Source organism: Pseudomonas sp. ADAK21 (assembly GCF_012935735.1).
Taxonomy (GTDB): Bacteria; Pseudomonadota; Gammaproteobacteria; order Pseudomonadales; family Pseudomonadaceae; genus Aquipseudomonas; species Aquipseudomonas proteolytica.
In genome coordinates this window covers 5,929,774-5,951,023 of the sequence record NZ_CP052857.1, presented here as the reverse complement: position 1 = coordinate 5,951,023, position 21,250 = coordinate 5,929,774, and the positions used below count along the sequence as shown (strand labels likewise).

At 65.1% G+C, this 21,250-nt stretch carries 3 protein-coding genes; all 3 read left to right on the top strand.

The window, feature by feature from the left end:
* Positions 1–49: 49 nt before the first annotated feature.
* The 3 genes from HKK57_RS26585 to HKK57_RS26575 are packed head-to-tail and all read left to right on the top strand — an operon-like array spanning position 50 to position 21,244.
* Positions 50–12,346 (top strand): non-ribosomal peptide synthase/polyketide synthase, encoded by a 12,297-nt coding sequence (locus tag HKK57_RS26585; protein ID WP_169391144.1) that lies wholly within the window; start codon positions 50–52, stop codon positions 12,344–12,346.
* Positions 12,339–18,077: a non-ribosomal peptide synthetase gene (locus HKK57_RS26580; RefSeq protein ID WP_237150416.1), complete on the top strand. Its 5,739-nt coding sequence runs from the start codon at positions 12,339–12,341 to the stop codon at positions 18,075–18,077. Before HKK57_RS26585 ends, HKK57_RS26580 begins: the two co-directional genes overlap by 8 nt.
* Positions 18,074–21,244, top strand: a complete 3,171-nt coding sequence (locus HKK57_RS26575; RefSeq protein WP_169391142.1) for a non-ribosomal peptide synthetase — start codon at positions 18,074–18,076, stop codon at positions 21,242–21,244. Before HKK57_RS26580 ends, HKK57_RS26575 begins: the two co-directional genes overlap by 4 nt.
* Positions 21,245–21,250 lie beyond the last annotated feature (6 nt).

Genomic DNA, 21,250 nt, shown 5'->3' with positions numbered 1-21,250 from the left:
GGGACGACGTGCCTTTGTGCTTCCTGCCTATTGCTCCGGATCCCAAGAAATGAACGCTGAAGACTCCTTGAAACTTGCTCGCCGGTTTATCGGGTTGCCCCTGGAAAAACGCCAGATGTTCCTCCAGGCGCTGCAAAAAGAAGGGATCGACTTCTCGCGTTTTCCGATTCCGGCCCAGGTCGAGGCCGAGGATCGCCAGGTGTTGTCCTACGCCCAGCAGCGGATGTGGTTTCTGTGGCAATTGGATCCGGCCAGCGCCGCCTACAACCTGCCGGGAGCGGTGCGTCTGAAGGGGCGTTTGAGCCTGGCGGCGATCGAGCAGGCGTTTGCCAGCCTTATCACGCGACATGAAACCCTGCGCACGGTGTTCCAGCGCCAGGCCGATGAGCGCCTGTTGCAAGTGCCCTGCGAGCCTGCGCTGGCGATCGAACCTCTGGATCTTTGCAACTTGCCGCCGGCCGAGCGCGAACAGGCGGTGATGGCCGCCGCCACCGCGCAATCGTTGCAGCCCTTCGACCTGGCCACCGGCCCGTTGCTGCGTGTGCAATTGCTCAAGCTTGCCGAGCAGGAGCATGTGTTGCTGTTGACCCTGCATCACATCGTCTCGGACGGCTGGTCGATGAACGTGCTGATCGACGAGTTCATCCGTTGCTATGACGCCTTTGAACGCCAGCAGTCGCCGCAATTGCCGGCCCTGCCGATCCAGTACAGCGACTACGCCCTGTGGCAGCGCCGCTGGCTGGAAGCCGGGGAGCAAGCGCGACAACTGGATTACTGGCGCGAGCAACTGGGCGATGAGCACCCGGTGCTGGAGTTGCCCCTGGACTTTGCGCGTCCAGCCGTGGCCAGTCATCAGGGCCAGCGTTTTGAGTTCGCGGTGCCGGCTCAATTGGCCGAAGGCGCGCGCTTGCTGGCGCGCCAGCAGAACGTGTCGTTGTTCACGGTGTTGCTGGCCGCCTTCAAGATCCTGCTGTTTCGCTACACCGGCCAGACCGACCTGCGGGTGGGCGTGCCGATTGCCAACCGGCACCGGGGTGAAACCGAAGGCTTGATCGGCCTGTTCGTCAACACCCAGGTCATGGCGGCGCACGTCGATGGGCAGGCGCGGGCCAGCGACTTGCTGCAGGTACTCAAGGACGTGGTCAATGGTGCCCTGGCCCACCAGGACCTGCCGTTCGAACGCCTGGTCGAGGCCCTCAAACCAGAGCGCAGCCTGAGCCACACGCCGCTGTTCCAGGTGCTGTACAACCACCAGCCGCAAGTGGCTGATCTTGAGGCGTTGGTGCTGGAGTCCGGCCTATCCCTGAGCCTGGTGGAGTGGCAAAGCCGCACCACCCAATTCGACCTGAGCCTCGACACCTGGGAGCAGGGTGGCACCCTGCGCGCCGCGCTGACCTTTGCCACAGACCTGTTCACATCCGCCACCATCGAGCGCATGGCCCGTCATTGGATTCACATACTGGGCGGCATGGTCGACAACGTGCAGCAGCGTGTGGCCGAGTTGCCCATGCTGGATGCCGCAGACTACCAGCAGCAGATTCATGACTGGAACGCCACCGCCTCTGAGTACCCGCAACAGCGCAGTATTCATCGACTGATCGCCGAGCAGGTGGAGCGCCAGCCCGACGCCCTGGCCCTGACCTATGGCGCCAAGACCCTGAGCTATCGCCAACTGGACCGCCAGGCCAATCAACTGGCCCACAAACTGATCGAGCTGGGCGTGGGCCCCGAAGTGCGGGTCGGCGTGGCCATGCAGCGTTCCGACGCCTTGATCATCGCCTTGCTTGGCGTGCTCAAGGCCGGTGGCGCCTATGTGCCGCTGGACCCGGATTACCCCGCCGACCGCGTCGCCTACATGCTCGAAGACAGCCGCGCCCAGGTGCTGCTGACCGAGGCCGAGCTGCTCGCAGACTTGCCCGAGACCCAGGCCCAGGTGCTGTTGATGGATGACCTGGCCGACTACCCGCTGACGGCACCCGTCACGCAGGTCGAGCCCGACAACCTGGCCTACGTGATCTACACCTCCGGGTCCACCGGCAAGCCCAAGGGCGTGGCGATTGCCCATGGTAACGTACTGGCGCTGATTCACTGGTCGCAGCAGGTCTACAGCCGTGAAGATATCCAGGGCGTGCTGGCCTCGACCTCAGTGTGTTTCGACCTGTCAGTGTGGGAAATTTTCGTCACCCTGGCCAACGGCGGCTCGCTGATCCTCGCGCGCAATGCCCTGGAGCTGCCGGACTTGCCGGCCCGCGACCAGGTGCGCCTGATCAACACCGTGCCGTCGGCGATCAATGCCTTGCAGCGTGCCGGGCAGATCCCCGAGAGCGTGCGCATCATCAACCTCGCGGGTGAGCCACTGAAGCAGTCGCTGGTCGATAGCCTCTATCAGCAGCCGTCGATCAAACAGGTCTATGACCTGTACGGCCCCTCCGAAGACACCACCTATTCCACCTGGACGCCCCGCGAAGCCGGGGGCCAGCCGTGCATTGGCCGACCGTTGAGCAACACCCAGGGTTACATCCTCGATGCCGACTTGCAGCCCGTACCCACCGGGTCCGCTGCCGAGTTGCACCTGGCCGGTGCCGGGATCACCCGGGGTTATCTCGGCCAGCCAGCCTTGACCGCCGAAAAGTATGTACCCAACCCATTTTCCACCACCGGCGAGCGCCTGTATCGCACCGGCGACCTGACCCGTTACCGCCCTGACGGCGTCATCGAATACGTCGGGCGCATTGACCATCAGGTGAAGATCCGCGGCCTGCGTATTGAACTGGGGGAAATCGAGGCACGTCTGCTCAGCCACCCGCAGATCAAGGAAGCGCTGGTGATCGCCCAGGATGGCCGGTTGCTGGTGGCCTATGTGGTGCCGGCGGCCATGCCGCAGGATCAAGCCGCGTTCGAACAAACCTTGCGCGCGCACCTGGCCGAAACCCTGCCCGAATACATGCTGCCCACGGTGATCATGGCCTTGGCGCAATTCCCCGTGACCCCCAACGGCAAGCTGGACCGCAAGGCCTTGCCACGGGCCGGCGAGGCCAAGGTGCAGGCGTTCAGTGCGCCTCAGGAGCCCCGGCAGTTGCTGCTGGCCGGGATCTGGCAGGACATTCTGGGGCTGCCGCAGATCGGCCTGGATGACAACTTTTTCGAGTTGGGCGGCGACTCCATCGTGTCGATCCAGGTGGTCAGCCGCGCCCGTCAGGCCGGCCTGCAACTGGCGCCCAGCGACCTGTTCCGCCACCAGACCCTGCGCAGCCTGGCCGCTGCCGCCGGCGAAGTGTCGACGCTGACCATCGAGCAAGGGCCGGCCCAGGGCCCGGTGTTGCTGACCCCGGTCCAACAATGGTTCTTTGCCCAGGATATTCCGGCTCGCCAGCACTGGAACCAGTCGCTGCTGCTCACCCCCCGGCAGCCGGTCAACGTCGCGGCACTGGCGGCCGCGTTGCAGGCACTGGTGGCCCAGCACGATGCCTTGCGCCTGCGTTTCGTCGAGCGCGGGGAAGGCTGGGAGCAGGCGCACGCGGAATCGGCCACGGTGGATTTGTGGCAGCGCCAGGCCGCCAGCGTCGAGGCCTTGCGTGAGCAATGTGATCTCGCCCAGGCCAGCCTGGATCTGCAACGCGGCCCATTGATGCGGGCCATGCTGGTGGACATGGCCGACGGCAGCCAGCGCCTGTTGCTGGTGCTGCATCACTTGGTGGTGGATGGGGTGTCCTGGCGTGTGCTGCTGGAAGATCTGCAGCGCGGTTACGCCCAAGGCGTGGCCGGCGAACCCCTGGTGTCGGCGCACAAGACCAGTGCCTACCAGCAGTGGGCCGCGCGCTTGGACGACTACAGCCGCAGCCCGGCGCTGCTGGCCGAGTTGCCGTACTGGCGCGAGCAATTGCAGGGCGTGGCAACCGACTTGCCTCGGGATAACCCGCAAGGCCGGCAAACCCAGGCAGTGGCTGAGCATATCCGCCTGCGCCTGGGCCGCGAACAGACCCGGCAACTGCTGCAACAGGCGCCTGCGGCCTACCGCACCCAGGTCAACGACCTGCTGCTGGCAGCCCTGGCGCGCACGGTCTGCCAATGGACCGGCCAACCCTCGGCGCTGATCCAACTGGAAGGCCACGGTCGCGAAGAACTGTTCGACGATATCGACCTGACCCGCACCCTGGGTTGGTTCACCAGCCTGTATCCATTGCGCCTGACCCCCAGTGGCGAGCTGGGCGACACGCTCAAGGCGATCAAGGAGCAATTGCGCAAGGTGCCCCACAAGGGCATTGGCTACGGCGTGCTGCGCTACGGCGCTGCGGCTGACGAGTTGGCGGCGCTGGCCCAGCCACGGATCACCTTCAATTACCTGGGGCAGTTCGACCAGCAGTTTGGCGAGGATGCGCTGTTCGTGCCGGCCAGCGAAGGCGGCGGTCAGGCCCAGAGCCTGGAGGCGCCCCTGGCCAACTGGCTGAGCGTGGAAGGGCGGGTATACGCTGGCGAGCTGGAACTGGACTGGAGCTTCAGTGGCGAAGTCTATCGTCGCCAGACCATTCAAGCCCTGGTGGACCACTGCGCCCAGACCTTGCACGAGTTGATCGAACATTGCCTCGATCCACAACAGGGCGGCGCCACACCTTCGGACTTTCCCCTGGTCAGCCTCGACCAGGCGCAACTGGAAGGCCTGGGCCTGCCCCTGGCGCAGATCGAGGACCTCTATCCGCTGTCGCCGATGCAGCAGGGCATGCTGTTCCACAGCGCCTACGACGCCGGTGGCGACGCCTATATCAACCAACTGCGCCTGACCATCGATGGCCTGGACGTGGAGCGGTTTGGCCAATGCTGGCAAGCGGTGCTGGAGCGCCATGAAGTATTGCGCGCGCGCTTCGTCTGGGAAGGCCAGGCGCAGGCGTTGCAAGCGATCCAGCGCTCGGTGCAACTGCCGCTGAAGGTGCTGGACCAGGCCCCCGACGACCTCGACCGATTGGCCCTCGAACAACGCAAACAAGGCTTCGATCTGCATCAGGCGCCGTTGTTGCGCCTGGTGTTGGTACCGCTGGCGGGCCAGCGTTATGAGCTGATCTACACCAGCCATCACATCCTGATGGATGGCTGGAGCAACGCGCAGTTGCTTGGGGAAGTCCTGCAACGTTACGCAGGGCACGTGCCTGCGCCGGTCAGCGGGCGTTATGCCGACTATGTGGGCTGGCTGCTGGCCCAGGACGCCCGCGCCAGTGAACAGTTCTGGAGCGCGCACCTGCAAGCGCTGGCCGCGCCGACCCTGCTGGCCAACGCTTTGCCGGCGCCGCGCTCAGGCAGCGGCCATGCCAGTCACCACCTGCTGCTGGATACCCACACCACGGCGCGCCTCGGGGCGTTTGCCCGGCACAACAAAGTCACCTTCAACACCCTGCTGCAAGCGGCATGGGCGATTTTGCTGCAACGTTATTGCGGCCAGCCAAGCGTGGCCTTTGGCGCGACGGTGGCCGGGCGTCCGGCCCATTTGCCGGGGATCGAACAGCAAGTCGGGCTGTTTATCAATACATTGCCGATCATTTGCAGCCCGGATGCCACCCATAGCGTCGCCAACTGGCTGCAACAGGTGCAGGCGCACAGCGTGGCCCTGCGTGAGCACGAGCACACGCCGCTGTACGACATTCAGCGCTGGGCCGGGCAGCCCGGCAGCGCACTGTTCGACACCTTGCTGGTGTTCGAAAACTACCCGGTGTCCCAGGCGCTGCAAGCCGGTGCTCCTGCCGGCTTGAGCTTCAGCGGGCTGCACAACCATGAACAGACCAGCTATCCGCTGACCCTGGGCATCGAGTTGGGTGAAACCCTGAGCCTGGATTTCAGCTACGCCCAGGCCGACTTCAGCCCGCAACAGATACACGCTATCGGCACGAGTCTGCTGCAATTGCTTGAACAGTTTGTCGAAGATAACGGCCAGGCATTGGGCAACCTGAGCCTGCGCGATCCAGCCTTGGAGCAAGGCGCAGTGCAGCCGGCACTCGACCCACTGCTGGCGCACCAGCGTATTGAACGGCGTGCCGCGGCGACCCCGGATGCCCTGGCCTTGATCAGCGGTGACGAGCGTTGGACCTACACCGAACTCAACCAACGCGCCAACCGCCTGGCCCACCGCCTGCGCGAGCAGGGTGTGATGCCTGGCCAGCGAGTCGGGCTGGCGGTGCGTCGCGGTGCGGCGATGATTGCCAGCCTGCTGGCGATCCTCAAGGCGGGTGCCGCCTATGTGCCGCTGGACCCTGATTACCCGGCCCAGCGCCTGGCCTACATGATTGATGACAGCGCCATGGACTTGCTGCTGCGCCAGCCTGGTGTGCTCGACGATGCCCTGGCCGATGCCCGCGTGCCATGCCTGCTGCTCGACGGTTCGGAGCGCGACTACCCGTGTACCAACCTCGTCAACCTGGCGCTGGCCGAGCACCTGGCCTACGTGATCTACACCTCCGGCTCTACCGGGCAGCCCAAGGGCGTGTCCATCGCCCATGGCGCGCTGCGCGAGTTCTGCACGATCGCCGCCGAATACTCGCAACTCACCCCGCAGGAGCGGGTGCTGCAGTTCGCCACGTTCAGCTTCGACGGGTTTGTCGAGCAATGCTTCCCACCGTTGTGCGAAGGCGCCTGCCTGGTGCTGCGCGGTGACGACACCTGGGACACCGCGACCCTGTACGAGCAGATCATCGAGCACGGTGTGACCCTGGCCGACTTGCCGGCGGCGTACTGGTTCCTGCTGGCCCAGGACTGGGCAGCGGACCCGCAGCGCAGTCGCGGGCAATTGCGCCAGGTGCATGTCGGTGGCGAAGCAATGTCGGTGGAAGGCCTCAAGCTCTGGCACGCCGCCGGCCTTGGCAGCGTGCGCTTGCTCAACACCTATGGCCCGACCGAAGCCACGGTGGTATCCAGCACCCACTTGTGCCAACGGATGGATGCCGACGCGGCCAATGGCGTGCCGATTGGCCGTGCCTTGCCGGGGCGGGCGCTGTATGTGTTGGATCGCGACGCCAACCCGCTGCCCGATGACGTGGTCGGTGAGTTGTGCATTGCCGCGTGCGAGGGCTTGGCCCAGGGTTATCACCAGCGTCCGGCGCTGACTGCCGAGCGCTTCATTCCCGACCCATTCGCCGCCGTGGCTGGCAGCCGCGTGTACCGCAGCGGCGACCTGGCGCGCCGGGACGCAGCGGGCGTGGTGCATTACTGCGGGCGGATCGACCATCAGGTGAAGATCCGTGGGTTCCGTATCGAGCTCGGCGAAATCGAATCGCGGCTGCTGCAACAACCGGGTGTCCGTGACGCAGTGGTGCTGGCCCATCAGGGCGCAAGCGCCCAGCAACTGGTGGCCTATATCGTGCCGGCGCAGGCCGAGCCGGCCTTGCGCGAGCGGCTCAAGGCCAGTCTCAAGGCGAGCATGCCGGACTACATGGTGCCCACCTACTGGATGCTGCTCGACCACTTGCCGCTGACCCCCAATGGCAAACTCGACCGCAAGGCCCTGCCAGCGCCGGACGCCAGCTTGTTGCAACACGATTACGTGGCACCGGTCACGGCGCTGCAACAGCAACTGGCGGCTATCTGGCAAACGGTGTTGAACCTGCCGCGCGTGGGGTTGAACGACAACTTTTTCGAACTGGGCGGCGATTCGATCCTGTCGATGCAGGTGGTCAGCCGAGCCCGTCAGGCGGGCCTGCACTTTACTGCCAAGGCGTTGTTCGAGCAGCAGACCATTCACGGCCTGGCCACTGTAACCCGCAGCGGCGATGGCTTGCCGAGCATCGACCAGGGGCCGGTGGCCGGTGGCATGCCGTTGCTGGCGGTGCAGCAGGCCTTTTTTGACGAGGAGATTCCCCAGCGTCAGCACTGGAACCAGTCCGTGCTGCTGACGCCCCAGCAGCCTTTGGACAGCGCACGACTTGCCCAGGCCTTGCAGGTGCTGGTTGCCCATCACGATGCGTTGCGCCTGAGGTTCCAGCAGCACGGCGAGCAATGGCTCGCCAGCCACGGCGAGGCGTCAACCCCCGCGCTGCTGTGGCAGCACCGGGTCAACGATGAAACCGAGCTGCAGGCGCTGGCGGATCAAGCCCAGGCCAGCCTGGACCTGCAACACGGCCCGCTGCTGCGCGCGGTATTGTTCGATAAGGCCGATGGCAGCCAGCGCCTGCTGGTGATCATCCATCACCTGGTGGTCGACGGCGTGTCCTGGCGCATCCTCCTGCAAGACCTGCAGGACGCGTACCGCCAGCCCGCTGTGGGCCTGCCGGCCAAGACCACCGCGTTCAAAACCTGGGCCGAGCAACTGCAAGGGCTTGCCCGCAGCCCCGCGCTGCAAACCGAGATCGCGTTCTGGCAATCACTGCACGCAACCGACAACCATCTGCCGGGCGCCAAGCCTGGTGCCAGCCTGCGCAGTCGCGATGGTGTGACGCTCGACACCCGCCTGGATGCCGACTTGACCCGGCGTTTGTTGCAGGAGGCACCCGCGGCCTATCGCACCCAGGTCAATGACCTGCTGCTGACGGCATTGGCGCGGGTTGTCACGCGTTGGACCGGGCGCCACGAAGTGCTGATCCAGCTCGAAGGCCATGGCCGTGAAGAGCTGTTCGACAACCAGGACCTGACCCGCACCGTGGGCTGGTTCACCAGCCTGTTCCCGGTACGCCTGGCACCTGCCGAGGCGCTGGGCGATTCGATCAAGCAGGTCAAGGAGCAACTGCGCGCCATTCCCAATCGGGGCGTAGGCTTTGGCGCCTTGCGTTACCTGGGCGACGCTGCCGTGCAGCAAACCCTGGCAGCGCTGCCGGTGCCGCGTATTACCTTCAACTACCTGGGCCAGTTCGACAGCAGCCTCGAAGGCGGGCAAGCTGCCTTGTTCGTACCCAGTGGTGAACACGCCGGGCTGGAACAGCACCCGGATGCGCCACTGGGCAACTGGTTGACCCTCAACGGCCAGGTGTTCGACGGCGAGCTGTGCCTGGGCTGGACCTTCAGCCAGCAGATGTTCGACGCCGCGACCATTGAGCCACTGGCCGATGCCCTGGCCGTGGAGCTCAAGGCGCTGATTGAGCATTGCACGACCCGTGGCGAACACGGCGTGACGCCGTCGGACTTCCCGCTGGCGGCGTTGACCCAGGTGCAAGTAGATACGCTGGCTGACGTGCCTGCAGCCATCGAGGACATTTATCCGCTGTCAGCCATGCAGCAAGGCATGTTGTTCCACAGCCTGCTGGAGCAGGGCGGTGGCGATTATGTCAACCAGATGCAGGTCGGCATCGATGGCCTCGATCCCGAACGCTTCCGTGCGGCGTGGCAGGCGGTGGTCGATGCTCACCCGATCCTGCGCACGGCCTTCGCCTGGCAGGGTGGTTTGCCGCAGCCGGTGCAGGTGGTGCACAAGCAGCTTGAAGTACCGTTCAGCGTGCTCGACTGGCGTGACCGCAACGATCAACCGGCGGCACTGCAAGCGCTGGCCGCTGCCGAGTTGGCCCAGGGCTTTGCGTTGAACCAGCCAGGGCTGTTGCGCCTGGTGCTGGTGCGCCTGGATGAGCGTCGTAGCGAGCTGCTTTACACCCACCACCACATCCTGATGGATGGCTGGAGCAACTCCCAGCTGTTGGGCGAAGTGCTGCAACGCTATGACGGCCAGGTGCCGACGCCGTCGGTGGGGCGCTATCGCGATTACATCGCCTGGTTGCAACGCCAGGATCAACAGGCCGGCCAACAGTTCTGGAGCGCCAACCTGGCGGCACTGGAAGAGCCGACCTTGCTGGCCCAGGCGGTCAGCGCCCCGGGGCCGGCGCTTGGCAGTGGCCATGGCGATCATTACCTGACGCTGGATGTGGAGCAAACCCGCCGTCTGGGCGAGTTTGCCCGCCAGCAGAAAGTCACCCCCAACACCCTGGTGCAAGCCGCGTGGCTGCTGCTGTTGCAACGCTATACCGGGCAGGACTGCGTGGCCTTTGGCGCCACGGTTGCCGGCCGCCCTGCAGACCTTGCGGGTATCGAGCAGCAGGTTGGATTGTTTATCAACACCTTGCCGGTGATTGCCAGCCCGCGCGCCGAGCAAACCGTCAGCCAATGGCTGCACGCCGTACAGGCGCAAAACCTGGCCCTGCGCGAGCATGAGCACACGCCATTGTTCGATATCCAGCGCTGGGCCGGGCACAGCGGTGACGCGCTGTTCGACAGCCTGCTGGTGTTTGAAAACTACCCGGTGGCCGAAACCCTCAAGCGCGGTGCGCCCCAGGGGCTGGTGTTCGGTGAGGTACGCAGTGTCGAGCAGACCAACTACCCGCTGAGCCTGCTGGTCAGCCTGGGTGAGACCCTGACGGTGCATATGCGCTTTATCCATGCGCATTTTGGCGTCGGCACCATCGACGAACTCAGCGAACATTTGCGTCACCTGCTGCTGGGCATGCTCGATCAGCCCGAGCTGGCGCTGGGTGGTTTGTCGATGCAAGGCGTCGCCCGCCAACGCCAGGTGGTCGCGCAATGGAATCCGCCAGCGGTGGAATACCCGCGCGAGCAGTGCATTCATCAATTGTTCGAGGCCCAGGCCGAGCGCGCGCCCGATGCCGTCGCCCTGGTATTTGGCCAACAGTCGCTGACCTACGGCGAGCTGAACCGCCAGGCCAACCAACTGGCCCACCGGCTGCTGGCCGAAGGTGTCGGGCCGGACCATCTGGTGGGGATTGCGGTGGAGCGTGGCTTGCCGATGATCATCAGCCTGCTGGCGATCCTCAAGGCCGGTGGCGCCTACGTGCCGCTGGACCCGGCTTACCCGGCCGATCGCCTGGCGTACATGATGCAAGACAGCGGCCTGGGCTTACTGATCACCCAGGCGCCGCTGCTCGGCGCGCTGCCGATTCCGGGCGGCGTGCAGGCACTGGTGCTGGAGGGCGAGGCGGGCTGGTTCGCCGGTTATCCGAGCCACAACCCTCCCGCGTCGGCGGGGCCGGACAACCTGGCCTATGCGATCTACACCTCCGGTTCCACCGGCAAGCCCAAAGGCGTGATGGTGGCCCATGGCGCCCTCGGCAACTTCATTGCGAGCATGGCCCGCGCACCGGGGCTTGCGGCGGGTGAGCGGATCCTCTCGCTGACGACGTTCTCGTTCGACATCTTCGGCCTGGAGATTTACCTGCCGCTGACCGTCGGCGCCTGTGCGGTGCTGGTGGACAAAGACACCACCCTCGACCCGGACGCAATCCTCACCACGGTCGCGACCCAGCGCGTCAACACCCTGCAAGCCACGCCCTCGACCTGGCGCATGTTGCTCGACAGCCCGCAGGTGGCCGCATTGCAAGGCTGCACCTTGCTCTGCGGTGGCGAAGCCCTGGCCGATGAACTGGCGGCACGCATGCTTGCCCTCGGCGGCGTGGTGTGGAACCTCTACGGGCCGACCGAAACCACCATCTGGTCGGCCGCCCATCGCCTCGACGGCCAGCCATGGCTGGGCCGGCCCATCGACAACACCGCGTTGTACATCCTCAGCCAGGACGGCGCGCTGGCCCCGGTCGGCGTGCCCGGCGAGCTGTTGATCGGCGGCGATGGCCTGGCGCGCGGCTACTTCCAGCGCCCGGGCCTGACTGCCGAGCGCTTCCTGCCAGACCCATTCGGTGCCCCCGGCCAGCGCCTGTACCGCACCGGCGACCTGGCGCGTTATCGCGTCGAAGGGGTGATCGAGTACCTCGGACGCCTGGACCACCAGGTGAAAATCCGCGGCTTCCGTATCGAACTGGGGGAAATCGAGGCGCGCATCCAGGCCCAGGACACGGTGCGCGAAGCGGCCGTGGTGGCCCTGGACGGCCCCAGCGGGCCACAACTGGTGGGCTATGTGGTGCTCGCCGAAGCTACCGATAGCACTGAACAACACGCAGCGTTGCGCGAGTCGATCAAGGCCGGCCTCAAGCAGCACCTGGCCGACTACATGGTCCCGACACACCTGGTGTTTGTCCCACAGATGCCCCTGACCCCCAACGGCAAGCTGGACCGCAAGGCCCTGCCGGCCCCGGACGTCAGCCAGATGCAACAGGCCTATGTGGCGCCGGTTACGCCGCTTGAGCAGCAACTGGCCGAGATCTGGCAGCAAGTGCTCACGGTAGAGCGCGTGGGGCTTGGCGACAACTTCTTCGACCTCGGTGGGCATTCCCTGCAAGTGGTGGTGATGCTGTCCCGGGTGCGGGCGGTGCTTGGGGTGGACGTGGCCGTGAAGGACTTTTATGCCCAGGGCAGCCTTGGGGTGTTGGCCCAAACGTTGGCCGACGCGGTCCAGGACGACGGCCTGGGAGATGACTTTGACCTGATCTTCGATGCCCTCGATGAGCTGGAGCAGGAAAACCTGGAGGAAAGCAATGCTTAACAAAACTGCGGAACTGGTGGCGCGCATCAAGGACTTGAGCGCACCCAAGCGCGCGCAACTGTTCAGCAAGCTGGAGCAACAGGGCGTCAACGTCGCGCGTTTTCCGATTGTGCCGGCGAGCGAAACCGGGCCTCAGCAACTGTCGTATGCCCAACAGCGGCAATGGTTTCTCTGGCAGTTCGACCCTCAGGGCAGTGCCTATAACATCTGCGCGGCATTGCGTTTAAAGGGCCAACTGGATGTCGAGGCGCTGCAATGCAGTCTGTCGCAGCTGTTGGCGCGCCATGAAGGCTTGCGCGCCGGCTTTGTGCAGCAGGATGAGCAGGTGCGTTGCATTGTCCGGCCCATCGAAGCGCTGGAACTCGTGGTAGAGGACGCTGCGGCGGGCGACCCCGAGTCCGCAGTCAAGGCCTTTGTCCAGGCGCAGAGCAGCCAACCGTTCGACCTGCAACATGATCTGCTGCTGCGTGCCGCAGTGTTGCGCCTGGCGGACGATGAGCATGTGCTGGTGCTGACGCTGCACCACATCATCACCGATGGCTGGTCGATGCAGATCATGATCGATGAGCTGCTGGCGCTGTACATCGCCCAGGTCACGGGTACGCCCTGTGAGTTACCGGCGCCGGTCATTCAATACGCCGACTACGCCGCCTGGCAACGACAGTGGCTGGAGGCCGGGGAAGGGCGTCGGCAGCTGGATTATTGGTGCGCCAAGCTGGGCAGCGAGCACGTATTGCTTGAGCTACCGGTGGATCGCCCACGCCTGGCGCCGCCGGACCAGCGCGGCGCGACACTGCCGCTGGCGTTGGACCGCGCCTTGAGCGACGGCCTCAAAGGCTTGGCGCAGCAGCAAGGGGTGAGTCCGTTCATGCTGTTGCTGGCGTCGTTCCAGGTGCTGTTGCACCGCTACAGCGGCCAGTCGGATATCCGGGTCGGCGTGCCCACCGCCAACCGCAACCGGGCCGAGACAGAGCGGGTCATCGGCTTTTTCGTCAACACCCAGGTGATGCAGGCCACGCTCGACAGCCAGCAGCCGTTTGCGGACTTTGTGCAAACCGTCAAGGCGGCCGCCCACGAGGCCCAGACCTGGCAGGACCTGCCGTTCGAGCAATTGGTGGAGGCGCTGCAACCCGAGCGCAACAGCCTGCACACGCCGTTGTTCCAGGTCATGTTCAACCACCAGATGGAAGCCGGGCGGTTTGCCGATGGCCAACCCTTGGGGGGGCTGCTGTGTACCCCCGTCGACTCGGAAAACCTCAGTGCGCCGTTCGACCTGACCCTCAACACCTTCGACGGCCCCGACGGCCTGTCGGCGGCGCTCACCTATGCCACCGATATCTTTGACGCTTCGACCGTCGAGCGCATGGCGCGGCACTGGCAGGCCTTGTTGCAGGGCATGGTCGATGATCCCCGGCAGCGCATCGGCCAATTGCCGATGCTCAGCGCCGCCGAACAACACCTGGCGCTGCAAACCTGGAACGCCAGCGCCGCCGACTACCCCCGTGACAGTGCCATCCACTCCTTGATCGAGTCCCAGGCTGCCCGTACCCCGGATGCGCTGGCGTTGGTGTTTGATACCCAATCGCTGACCTTTGCCCAGCTCAACCAGCAGGCCAACCGCCTGGCTCATCGCCTGATCGAAAGCGGTGTGGGCCCGGATGTGCTGGTGGGCATCGCGGTGCAGCGCAGTGTCGACCTGGTGGTCGGGCTGCTGGCGATTCTCAAGGCCGGTGGCGCTTATATCCCGCTGGATCCGGCGTACCCCGAGGATCGCCTGGCCTACATGATGCAAGACAGCGGCCTGGCCCTGCTGCTGACCCAGGCACCGTTGCTCGCGCGCTTGCCGATCCCGGCCGGGGTCACTGCGCTGGCCCTGGACCAGCCGGGTGCGTGGCTCGATGGCTACAGCGTGGAAAACCCGCTGCCGCGTAGCACCGCCGAACACCTGGCCTATGTGATCTACACCTCCGGCTCCACGGGTAAACCCAAAGGGGTGATGGTGCGCCATGGCGCCCTGACCAATTTCGTGTGCAGCATGGCCCGCCAGCCGGGGCTGGGCGCCCATGATCGGTTGCTGTCGCTGACCACCTTTTCGTTCGATATTTTCGGCCTGGAAATCTACGGGCCGCTGCTGGTCGGCGCCACCCTGGTGTTGACCGGGCAGGACATCAATCTCGACCCGCAAGCCTTGCTCACCCTGGTCAAACAGCAGCGCATCAGCGTGTTGCAAGCCACGCCTTCCACATGGCGCATGCTGCTCGATCACCCCCAGGCGGATGCCCTCAAGGGCTGCAAGCTATTGTGCGGCGGCGAAGCGCTGCCCCTGGAACTGGCGACCCGCCTTTTGGCGCTATCGCCCCAGGTCTGGAACCTCTACGGGCCGACCGAAACCACCATCTGGTCGGCGCAGTACCCACTCGCGCCAACCCAGCCACAGCCGTGGCTCGGCGGGCCGATTGCCAATACCAGCCTGTCTATCCTCGACGATAACCTGGCGCCGGTAGCAGTCGGGGTCGCCGGCGAGTTGTTGATTGGCGGCGACGGCCTGGCGCGGGGTTATTTCCAGCGTCCGGCACTCACCGCCGAGCGCTTCCTGCCCGACCCGTTCGGCGCTCCCGGTGCGCGCCTGTATCGCACCGGTGACCTGGCGCGCTACCGCGCGGATGGGGTGATCGAGTACATCGGTCGGGTGGATCACCAGGTGAAGATCCGTGGGTTGCGGATCGAACTGGGGGAAATCGAAGCGCGACTGCTGGAGCAACCACAGGTGCGCGAAGCGGCCGTGGTGGTGCGGGACGTCGCAGGCCATCCGCAGTTGGTGGCGTACGTGGTCGCCATGCACGCGGTGAGCGATGAGCAGGCGTTACGTGACGCCTGCAAGCGTCAGCTCAAGGGCGACCTGCCGGAATACATGGTGCCCAGCCATTGGGTGTTCCTTGACAGCCTGCCGCTGACCCCCAACGGCAAGCTCGACCGCAAGGTGTTGCCGGCGCCGGATGCCAGTGCCTTGCAGCAGCACTACATCGCGCCGCGCAACACCCTGGAGCAGCAGATCGCCGAGGTCTGGCAACAGGTGCTGGGCCTGGCACAGGTGGGGGTGAGCGACAACTTCTTCGAGTTGGGCGGGCACTCACTGCTGGCCACCCAGGTGATCGCGCGGCTCAAGCCCATCCTGACCAGTAGCCCGGGTTTGCGTGACCTGTTCAATGCCCCGGTGCTGGAAGACTTTGCCGCATTGCTGGCAAGCCGCTCGGCCGCGCCCCCGGCGCAGATCGCCTTGCACGCCCATGGCCCGCGCAGCACTGCGCCCTTGTCCCTGGCCCAGCGCCGCTTGTGGGTGGCCGAGCAGTTTTCGGCCGGCAACGGCGCGTATGGCATGCCGTTGGCGTTGCGCTTGCGGGGCGAAGTCTCGGTGCCGTTGCTGATGGAAAGCCTCAAGTGCGTGGTGCAACGCCATGAGGTGCTGCGCACCGCTTATGTCGCCGACGATGACGGCGATCCCCTGGCGGTGATCGCACCTGACGTGACGGTGGACTTCGCTCTGGTCGACCTGTCGCACATGGACCGTATCGAACAGGAAGCCCAGGTCGCCCAGGCCACCCTCGACAACACTCGGCGCCCGATCAACCTGGAACAGGCGCCGTTGTTCCGTGGGCAGATCCTGCGCCTGGGCGCCCATGAACATGTGCTGCTGTATTCGATGCACCACATCATCTCCGATGGCTGGTCGATGGCGGTGCTGGTCGGTGAGCTGGTGCAGCACTACGCCGCGCTCAAGCAGGGGCGTGGCATCGATCTGCCGCCGCTGCCGGTGCAATACAGCGACTACGCCCAATGGCAGTTGGCGTTGGAACAGGCCGGGGTGTTGCAGCAACAGGCCGGCTACTGGAAGGACGCCCTGGCCGGTCACTCTGGGCAACTGCTGCTACCGACAGACTTTGCGCGGCCGCCGATGCCGTCCTTCGAGGGCTCCAGCGAGTCATTCAGCGTGCCGCCGGCGTTGGGCGAGGCACTGAAAAGCCTGTCCGCACGCCAGGGTGTCACGCCTTACACCACGTTGTTGGCCGCCTTCCAGGTGTTGCTGCACCGCCTCGCCGCCAGCGACGACCTGCTGGTGGGCGCCGATGTGGCGGGGCGTCAGCATGCCGAGCTGGAAGGCCTGATTGGTTTCTTCGTCAACATCCTGCCCCTGCGTTCGCGCTTCGACGCCAAGGCGCGGTTCAGCGATTTCCTCGCTGCTGCCCGGGAAACCACGCTTACGGCCTTCGAGCACCAGGACCTGCCCCTGGACATGATCGCCGAAGCCAGCAACGTGCCGCGTCACAAGGGCTTCAACCCCTTGGTGCAGGTGCTGTTTGTGATGAACAACCTGCCGGTGCACAGCGCGGGCCTGGCGGACATTGCCGTGGAAATGGTGCCCAGCCTGGGCGGCTATTCCAAGTTCGATATGGCGCTGTTTATCGACGAAGAGGCTGGGCAGTGGCAAGGCACCTGGCAGTACGCCAATGACTTATTCAAACAAGAGCGCATCACCGAACTAGTGAGCGCCTGGATGGGAATTCTTCAACAGATTGTCATGGATCCAGACATCCGATTAGGGGACATCATCATGCCGTCGAATACCGCTGTTGCTCCTGCCACTCCTGCCAGCCCGAAGGCCGACAAGCTGGGCAAGTTCCTAAAGAAACCGTCGAACCCGGTGGCCAGGGCGCCGCTGCCGGTCATGCGCGAATCACTGTTGAACGCCGACCAGGTGTTCCCGTTGCTGATGGAGCCCAACGACCCGGGGCTCGACCTGGTGACCTGGGTCCAGGCCAATCGCGCCCTGGTCGAAGAGAAACTCGCGCGGCACGCGGGGATCCTGTTCCGTGGCTTTGCCATGCGCGATATCCACGATTTCGAGGCCTTTGCCGAAGCGGTCCAGCCGGGCCTGTACGGCCAGTACGGCGACTTGCCGAAGAAAGAGGGCGGCAAGAATACCTACCGCTCCACGCCGTATCCGGAAAAGAAAATGATCCTGTTCCACAACGAGAGCTCGCACCAGGATCGTTGGCCGCGCAAGCAACTGTTCTTCTGTGAACAACCGTCGCCCGTGGGCGGGGCCACGCCGGTGGTCGATTGCCGGCTGATGTACCAGCGCCTACCGCAGGCGTTGCGCGATACCTTCGAAAGCAAGGGCCTGCTGTATGTGCGCACCTTCGCCGACAAGCTCGACGTGTCCTGGCAGCACTTCTTCAAGACTGAAGATCGCGCCCAGGTCGAGCAGCGCTGCGCCCTGGCCGGCATCCAGTGGACCTGGCTGGACAACGACGAGCTGCAAATCCGCACCCCGTGCCCGGCGATCATCACTCACCCGAGCACCGGCGAAAAAACCTTCTTCAACCAGGTGCAACTGCACCATATCTACTGCCTGGACCCCGACGTGCGCGACGACCTGCTGGGCCTGTTCGGCGCCGAGCGCATGCCGCGCCACGTGTATTACGGCGACGGCAGCCCGATTGAAGACGAGGTGATGCAGCAACTGGGCGAACTCTACGAGGCCTGCGCGGTGCGCTTTGACTGGCGCAAGGGCGATGTGATCCTGCTGGACAACATGCTCGCCGCCCACGCCCGCGACCCCTTTGAAGGCCCGCGCAAAATCGTCGTGGCCATGGGCGAAATGATCGAACGGCGCGACCTGGAAACGGTAGCGCCCTCCACACGTATGCAAACTGAAGGGACTGACGCATGAGTACGCTTAACGATGCAGGCCTGGCGCTGCTCGCGGAACAGCAACAGCGGGTGCTGGACGCCCAGGACGGCGCGAGCTGGGGCGATATCGCGCACCTGCTGACGATCCAGATCAGCGGCGCACTCGACGTGCCACGCCTGCGGGCGGCTATCAACCGTTTGCGTCAGCGTCATACCGCGCTGGCCGCGCGTTTGGCGAACGCCCCCGGTTACCGCGGCCTGCGGCAGTTCTTTGATGCCGGTGCGGCGAATGACGCATTGACGGTGGATGAGGCCAGCAACACCGCGCAGGTCTTGGCGCTGTGGTGCCAGCGCCCGGTGAGCCTGGCGTCGGGGCTGTTTTTCGAGGGCCTATTGCAGCGTATCGACACCCAGCAGTGGCAACTGACCTTGGGCCTGGCGGGTTTTGTCGGCGATCAGGCGAGCCTGGGGATCCTCTATCAAGACCTGTGCACAGCCTATGAGCAGGGCAGTTGCAGTGTGGACGAGGAACTGGGGCAGTTTGCCCAGTACCTGGAATGGCACGCAGAAGTGGTGCTGGACGAAGACGCGCACACTGCCAAAGCCTATTGGCAAGCCTACCTGCCGGGAGCGGGCGCGCTGGCACCGGACTTGCCGGGCCGCTACGCCAATACCGTGCAGGGCAACGCTGCAGGCCAGTCCTTGAGCAGCGACCTCGACCCGAGTGTGTTGGCGCGCCTGGGCTCGCTCGCCACCCAGCACGACACCCAAGTGACCACGCTCTTGCAAGCCGCGTGGTGGGTGCTGCTGGCGCGGATCAGCGGCCGCGAAGGGTTTGTCGCTGGCCTGCGGCATGACGCGCGCCAGGACTATGAGTTCTTCGCACCGACCGTGGGCCTGCTGGAAAGAACCCTGGCGCTGAACCTCAACCTGGCGCCGACGGCCTCGTTCAGCAGCGTTTTGGCGCAGCTGGCGGGCGTGCTGGACAGTCATGGCACCTGGCAGGAATATGCGCCGCTCGACGCGGGCCTGCCGCTGACCCACGGCTTTGGCGTGCGCCAGCAACCGGCCCCGTGCACGCAGGGCACCGGCGCCTGGCGCTGCGCCTACCGTGCTGATAGTCGGCCGCTGTTCGAACTGGCGTTGACCGTCAGTGTGGAGGAGGGCGGTGCCGTCTGCGGCCTGTCGTTGGACTATGCCGCGGCCGTGTACAGCCAGGCCGCGATGCAGACGCTGCTGGCACAGTATCAAGTGCTGCTGGCCAGTTTGCTGGCGCAGCCGGACGCAGCCATCGCCACCCTGAGTCTTTTGGGTGAGGCGGAACGCCAACGCCTATTGGCCTTGAACCCAGCGCCGCAAGTGCTGGAAGAGCGGGTGCTGTTGCCCGAGCATATTCGCAACTGGGCCGAAATCACCCCGGATGCAGTGGCGCTGGTCGCGGGTGATCAAGCATTGACCTATGCCGAGCTGGAGGGCGGGGTGCGTCAACTGGCCAGCCGCCTGTGCGAGCATGGCGTGACCGCGGGGAGCATCGTCGCCCTGGCCTTGCCGCGCGGTGTCGCGCAGGTGCAGACCATTCTCGCCGCCTGGCGCACAGGTGCCGCCTACCTGCCCCTGGACCCGAGCTGGCCGGCGGCGCGCCAGGCCCAACTGGTGGAACAGGCTGGCGCGCAACTGCTCGTCACCCAGGGCACGGCGGTGGCTGGTTTGGGCTGCGCAGTGCTGGACCTCGATCAACCGCTGCAGCAGCCATTGCCGGAAGGGCCCAGCGCCAACCTGCAAGGCCACGACGCGGCTTACGTGCTGTTTACTTCCGGCACCACCGGTGTGCCCAAGGGCGTGGTGGTGGAGCATCGGCAATTGCTCAACTATGTCGCGGGTGTTAGCAGTGAGCTGGACCTGGCCGCCTGCCGGCACTTCGCCCAGGGCTCCACGGTCGCCGCAGACTTGGGCAATACCAGCCTGTTCGGCGCGTTGTACAACGGTGCCACCTTGCATATCGCTGATGAAGCCACGATGCAGGACCCGCAGGCCTTTGCAGCATTCATCCAGACCCAGGGCATCGACTGCCTGAAGATCGTCCCGTCCCATCTCGCCGCCTTGCTCGAGGCGCCGCAGCCGCAAGTGCCTGCTACCCTGATCCTGGGCGGCGAAGCAATCGGCCAGGGGGTGGTGGAGCGCATCTTCAACCTGCGCCCCGATTGCCGCCTGTTCAACCACTATGGCCCCAGCGAAACTACCGTCGGCGTCGCTGTGCATGCGATCCGCCCGCAGGACTTGCAGCAACTGGGCGTTCCCCTGACTCGGGTTCTACCCAACAACCAGTTGTATATCCTCAGCGAGGACCAGCAACTGCTGGCCAGCGGTGAACTGGGTGAGCTGTATATCGGCGGGCAGCAATTGTGCCGTGGCTATCTCAACGATCCGGCGCAGACCGACGCAGCGTTTATCAACAGCCCGTTTGCCCCTGGCGAACGCCTCTACCGCAGCGGCGACCTGGCCCGCTACCTGCCCCAGGGCGGTATCGTGCTGTACGGCCGGCGCGATCATCAGGTGAAAGTGCGTGGGTTCCGTATCGAACTGGCAGAGATCGAACAACACCTGCTGCGCGCCCCTGGAGTGAGCGAAGCCGTGGTGTTGCTGGCGCAGGATGAGCCGGTAGCCTTTGTACTGCCAAGCCAGGACGCGCCTGCCGAGTGGCTGCCAACCCTCAAGCAACACATGACCGAGCACTTGCCGGCGGTGATGGTGCCGCGTCAGTACCAAGTGGTGCAGCACATGCCCCGCCTGGGCAATGGCAAAGTCGACCGCCAGGCCTTGCAGCGCCTGGAACTGATCGAAGAAGACGACAGCTTCGTCGAACCCCTGGACGCCCTCGAGGCCCTGCTGGCCAGCCGCATGGCCCAGTTGCTGGGCCGCGAACGCCTGAGCCGCGACCGCGACTTCTTTGCCGCTGGCGGCCATTCGCTGCTGGTGATCAAGTTGGTGGCGGGGATTCGCAAACTGCTGCACTGCGAAGTCCACCCTGGCATCGTGTTCGACCACCCAAGCCCCGGGGCACTGGCCCAGGCCCTGCGTGCCCAGGAAGACAGTCCCGGCCAACTGGAGAAACTGGCCCAGGCACGTTTGCGCCTGGATGCATTGAGCCCAGAAGAGAAGGCCGCATTGCTGGAAAGGGCGCGCCAACAGGCGGCGGTGCAGAGCTAAGGCAGT

Bases quoted from the DNA above. Each gene is read 5' to 3' on its own strand.
- HKK57_RS26585 (WP_169391144.1), top strand. From the start codon at position 50: ATGAACGCTGAAGACTCCTTGAAACTTGCTCGCCGGTTTATCGGGTTG.
- HKK57_RS26580 (WP_237150416.1), top strand. From the start codon at position 12,339: ATGCTTAACAAAACTGCGGAACTGGTGGCGCGCATCAAGGACTTGAGC.
- HKK57_RS26575 (WP_169391142.1), top strand. From the start codon at position 18,074: ATGAGTACGCTTAACGATGCAGGCCTGGCGCTGCTCGCGGAACAGCAA.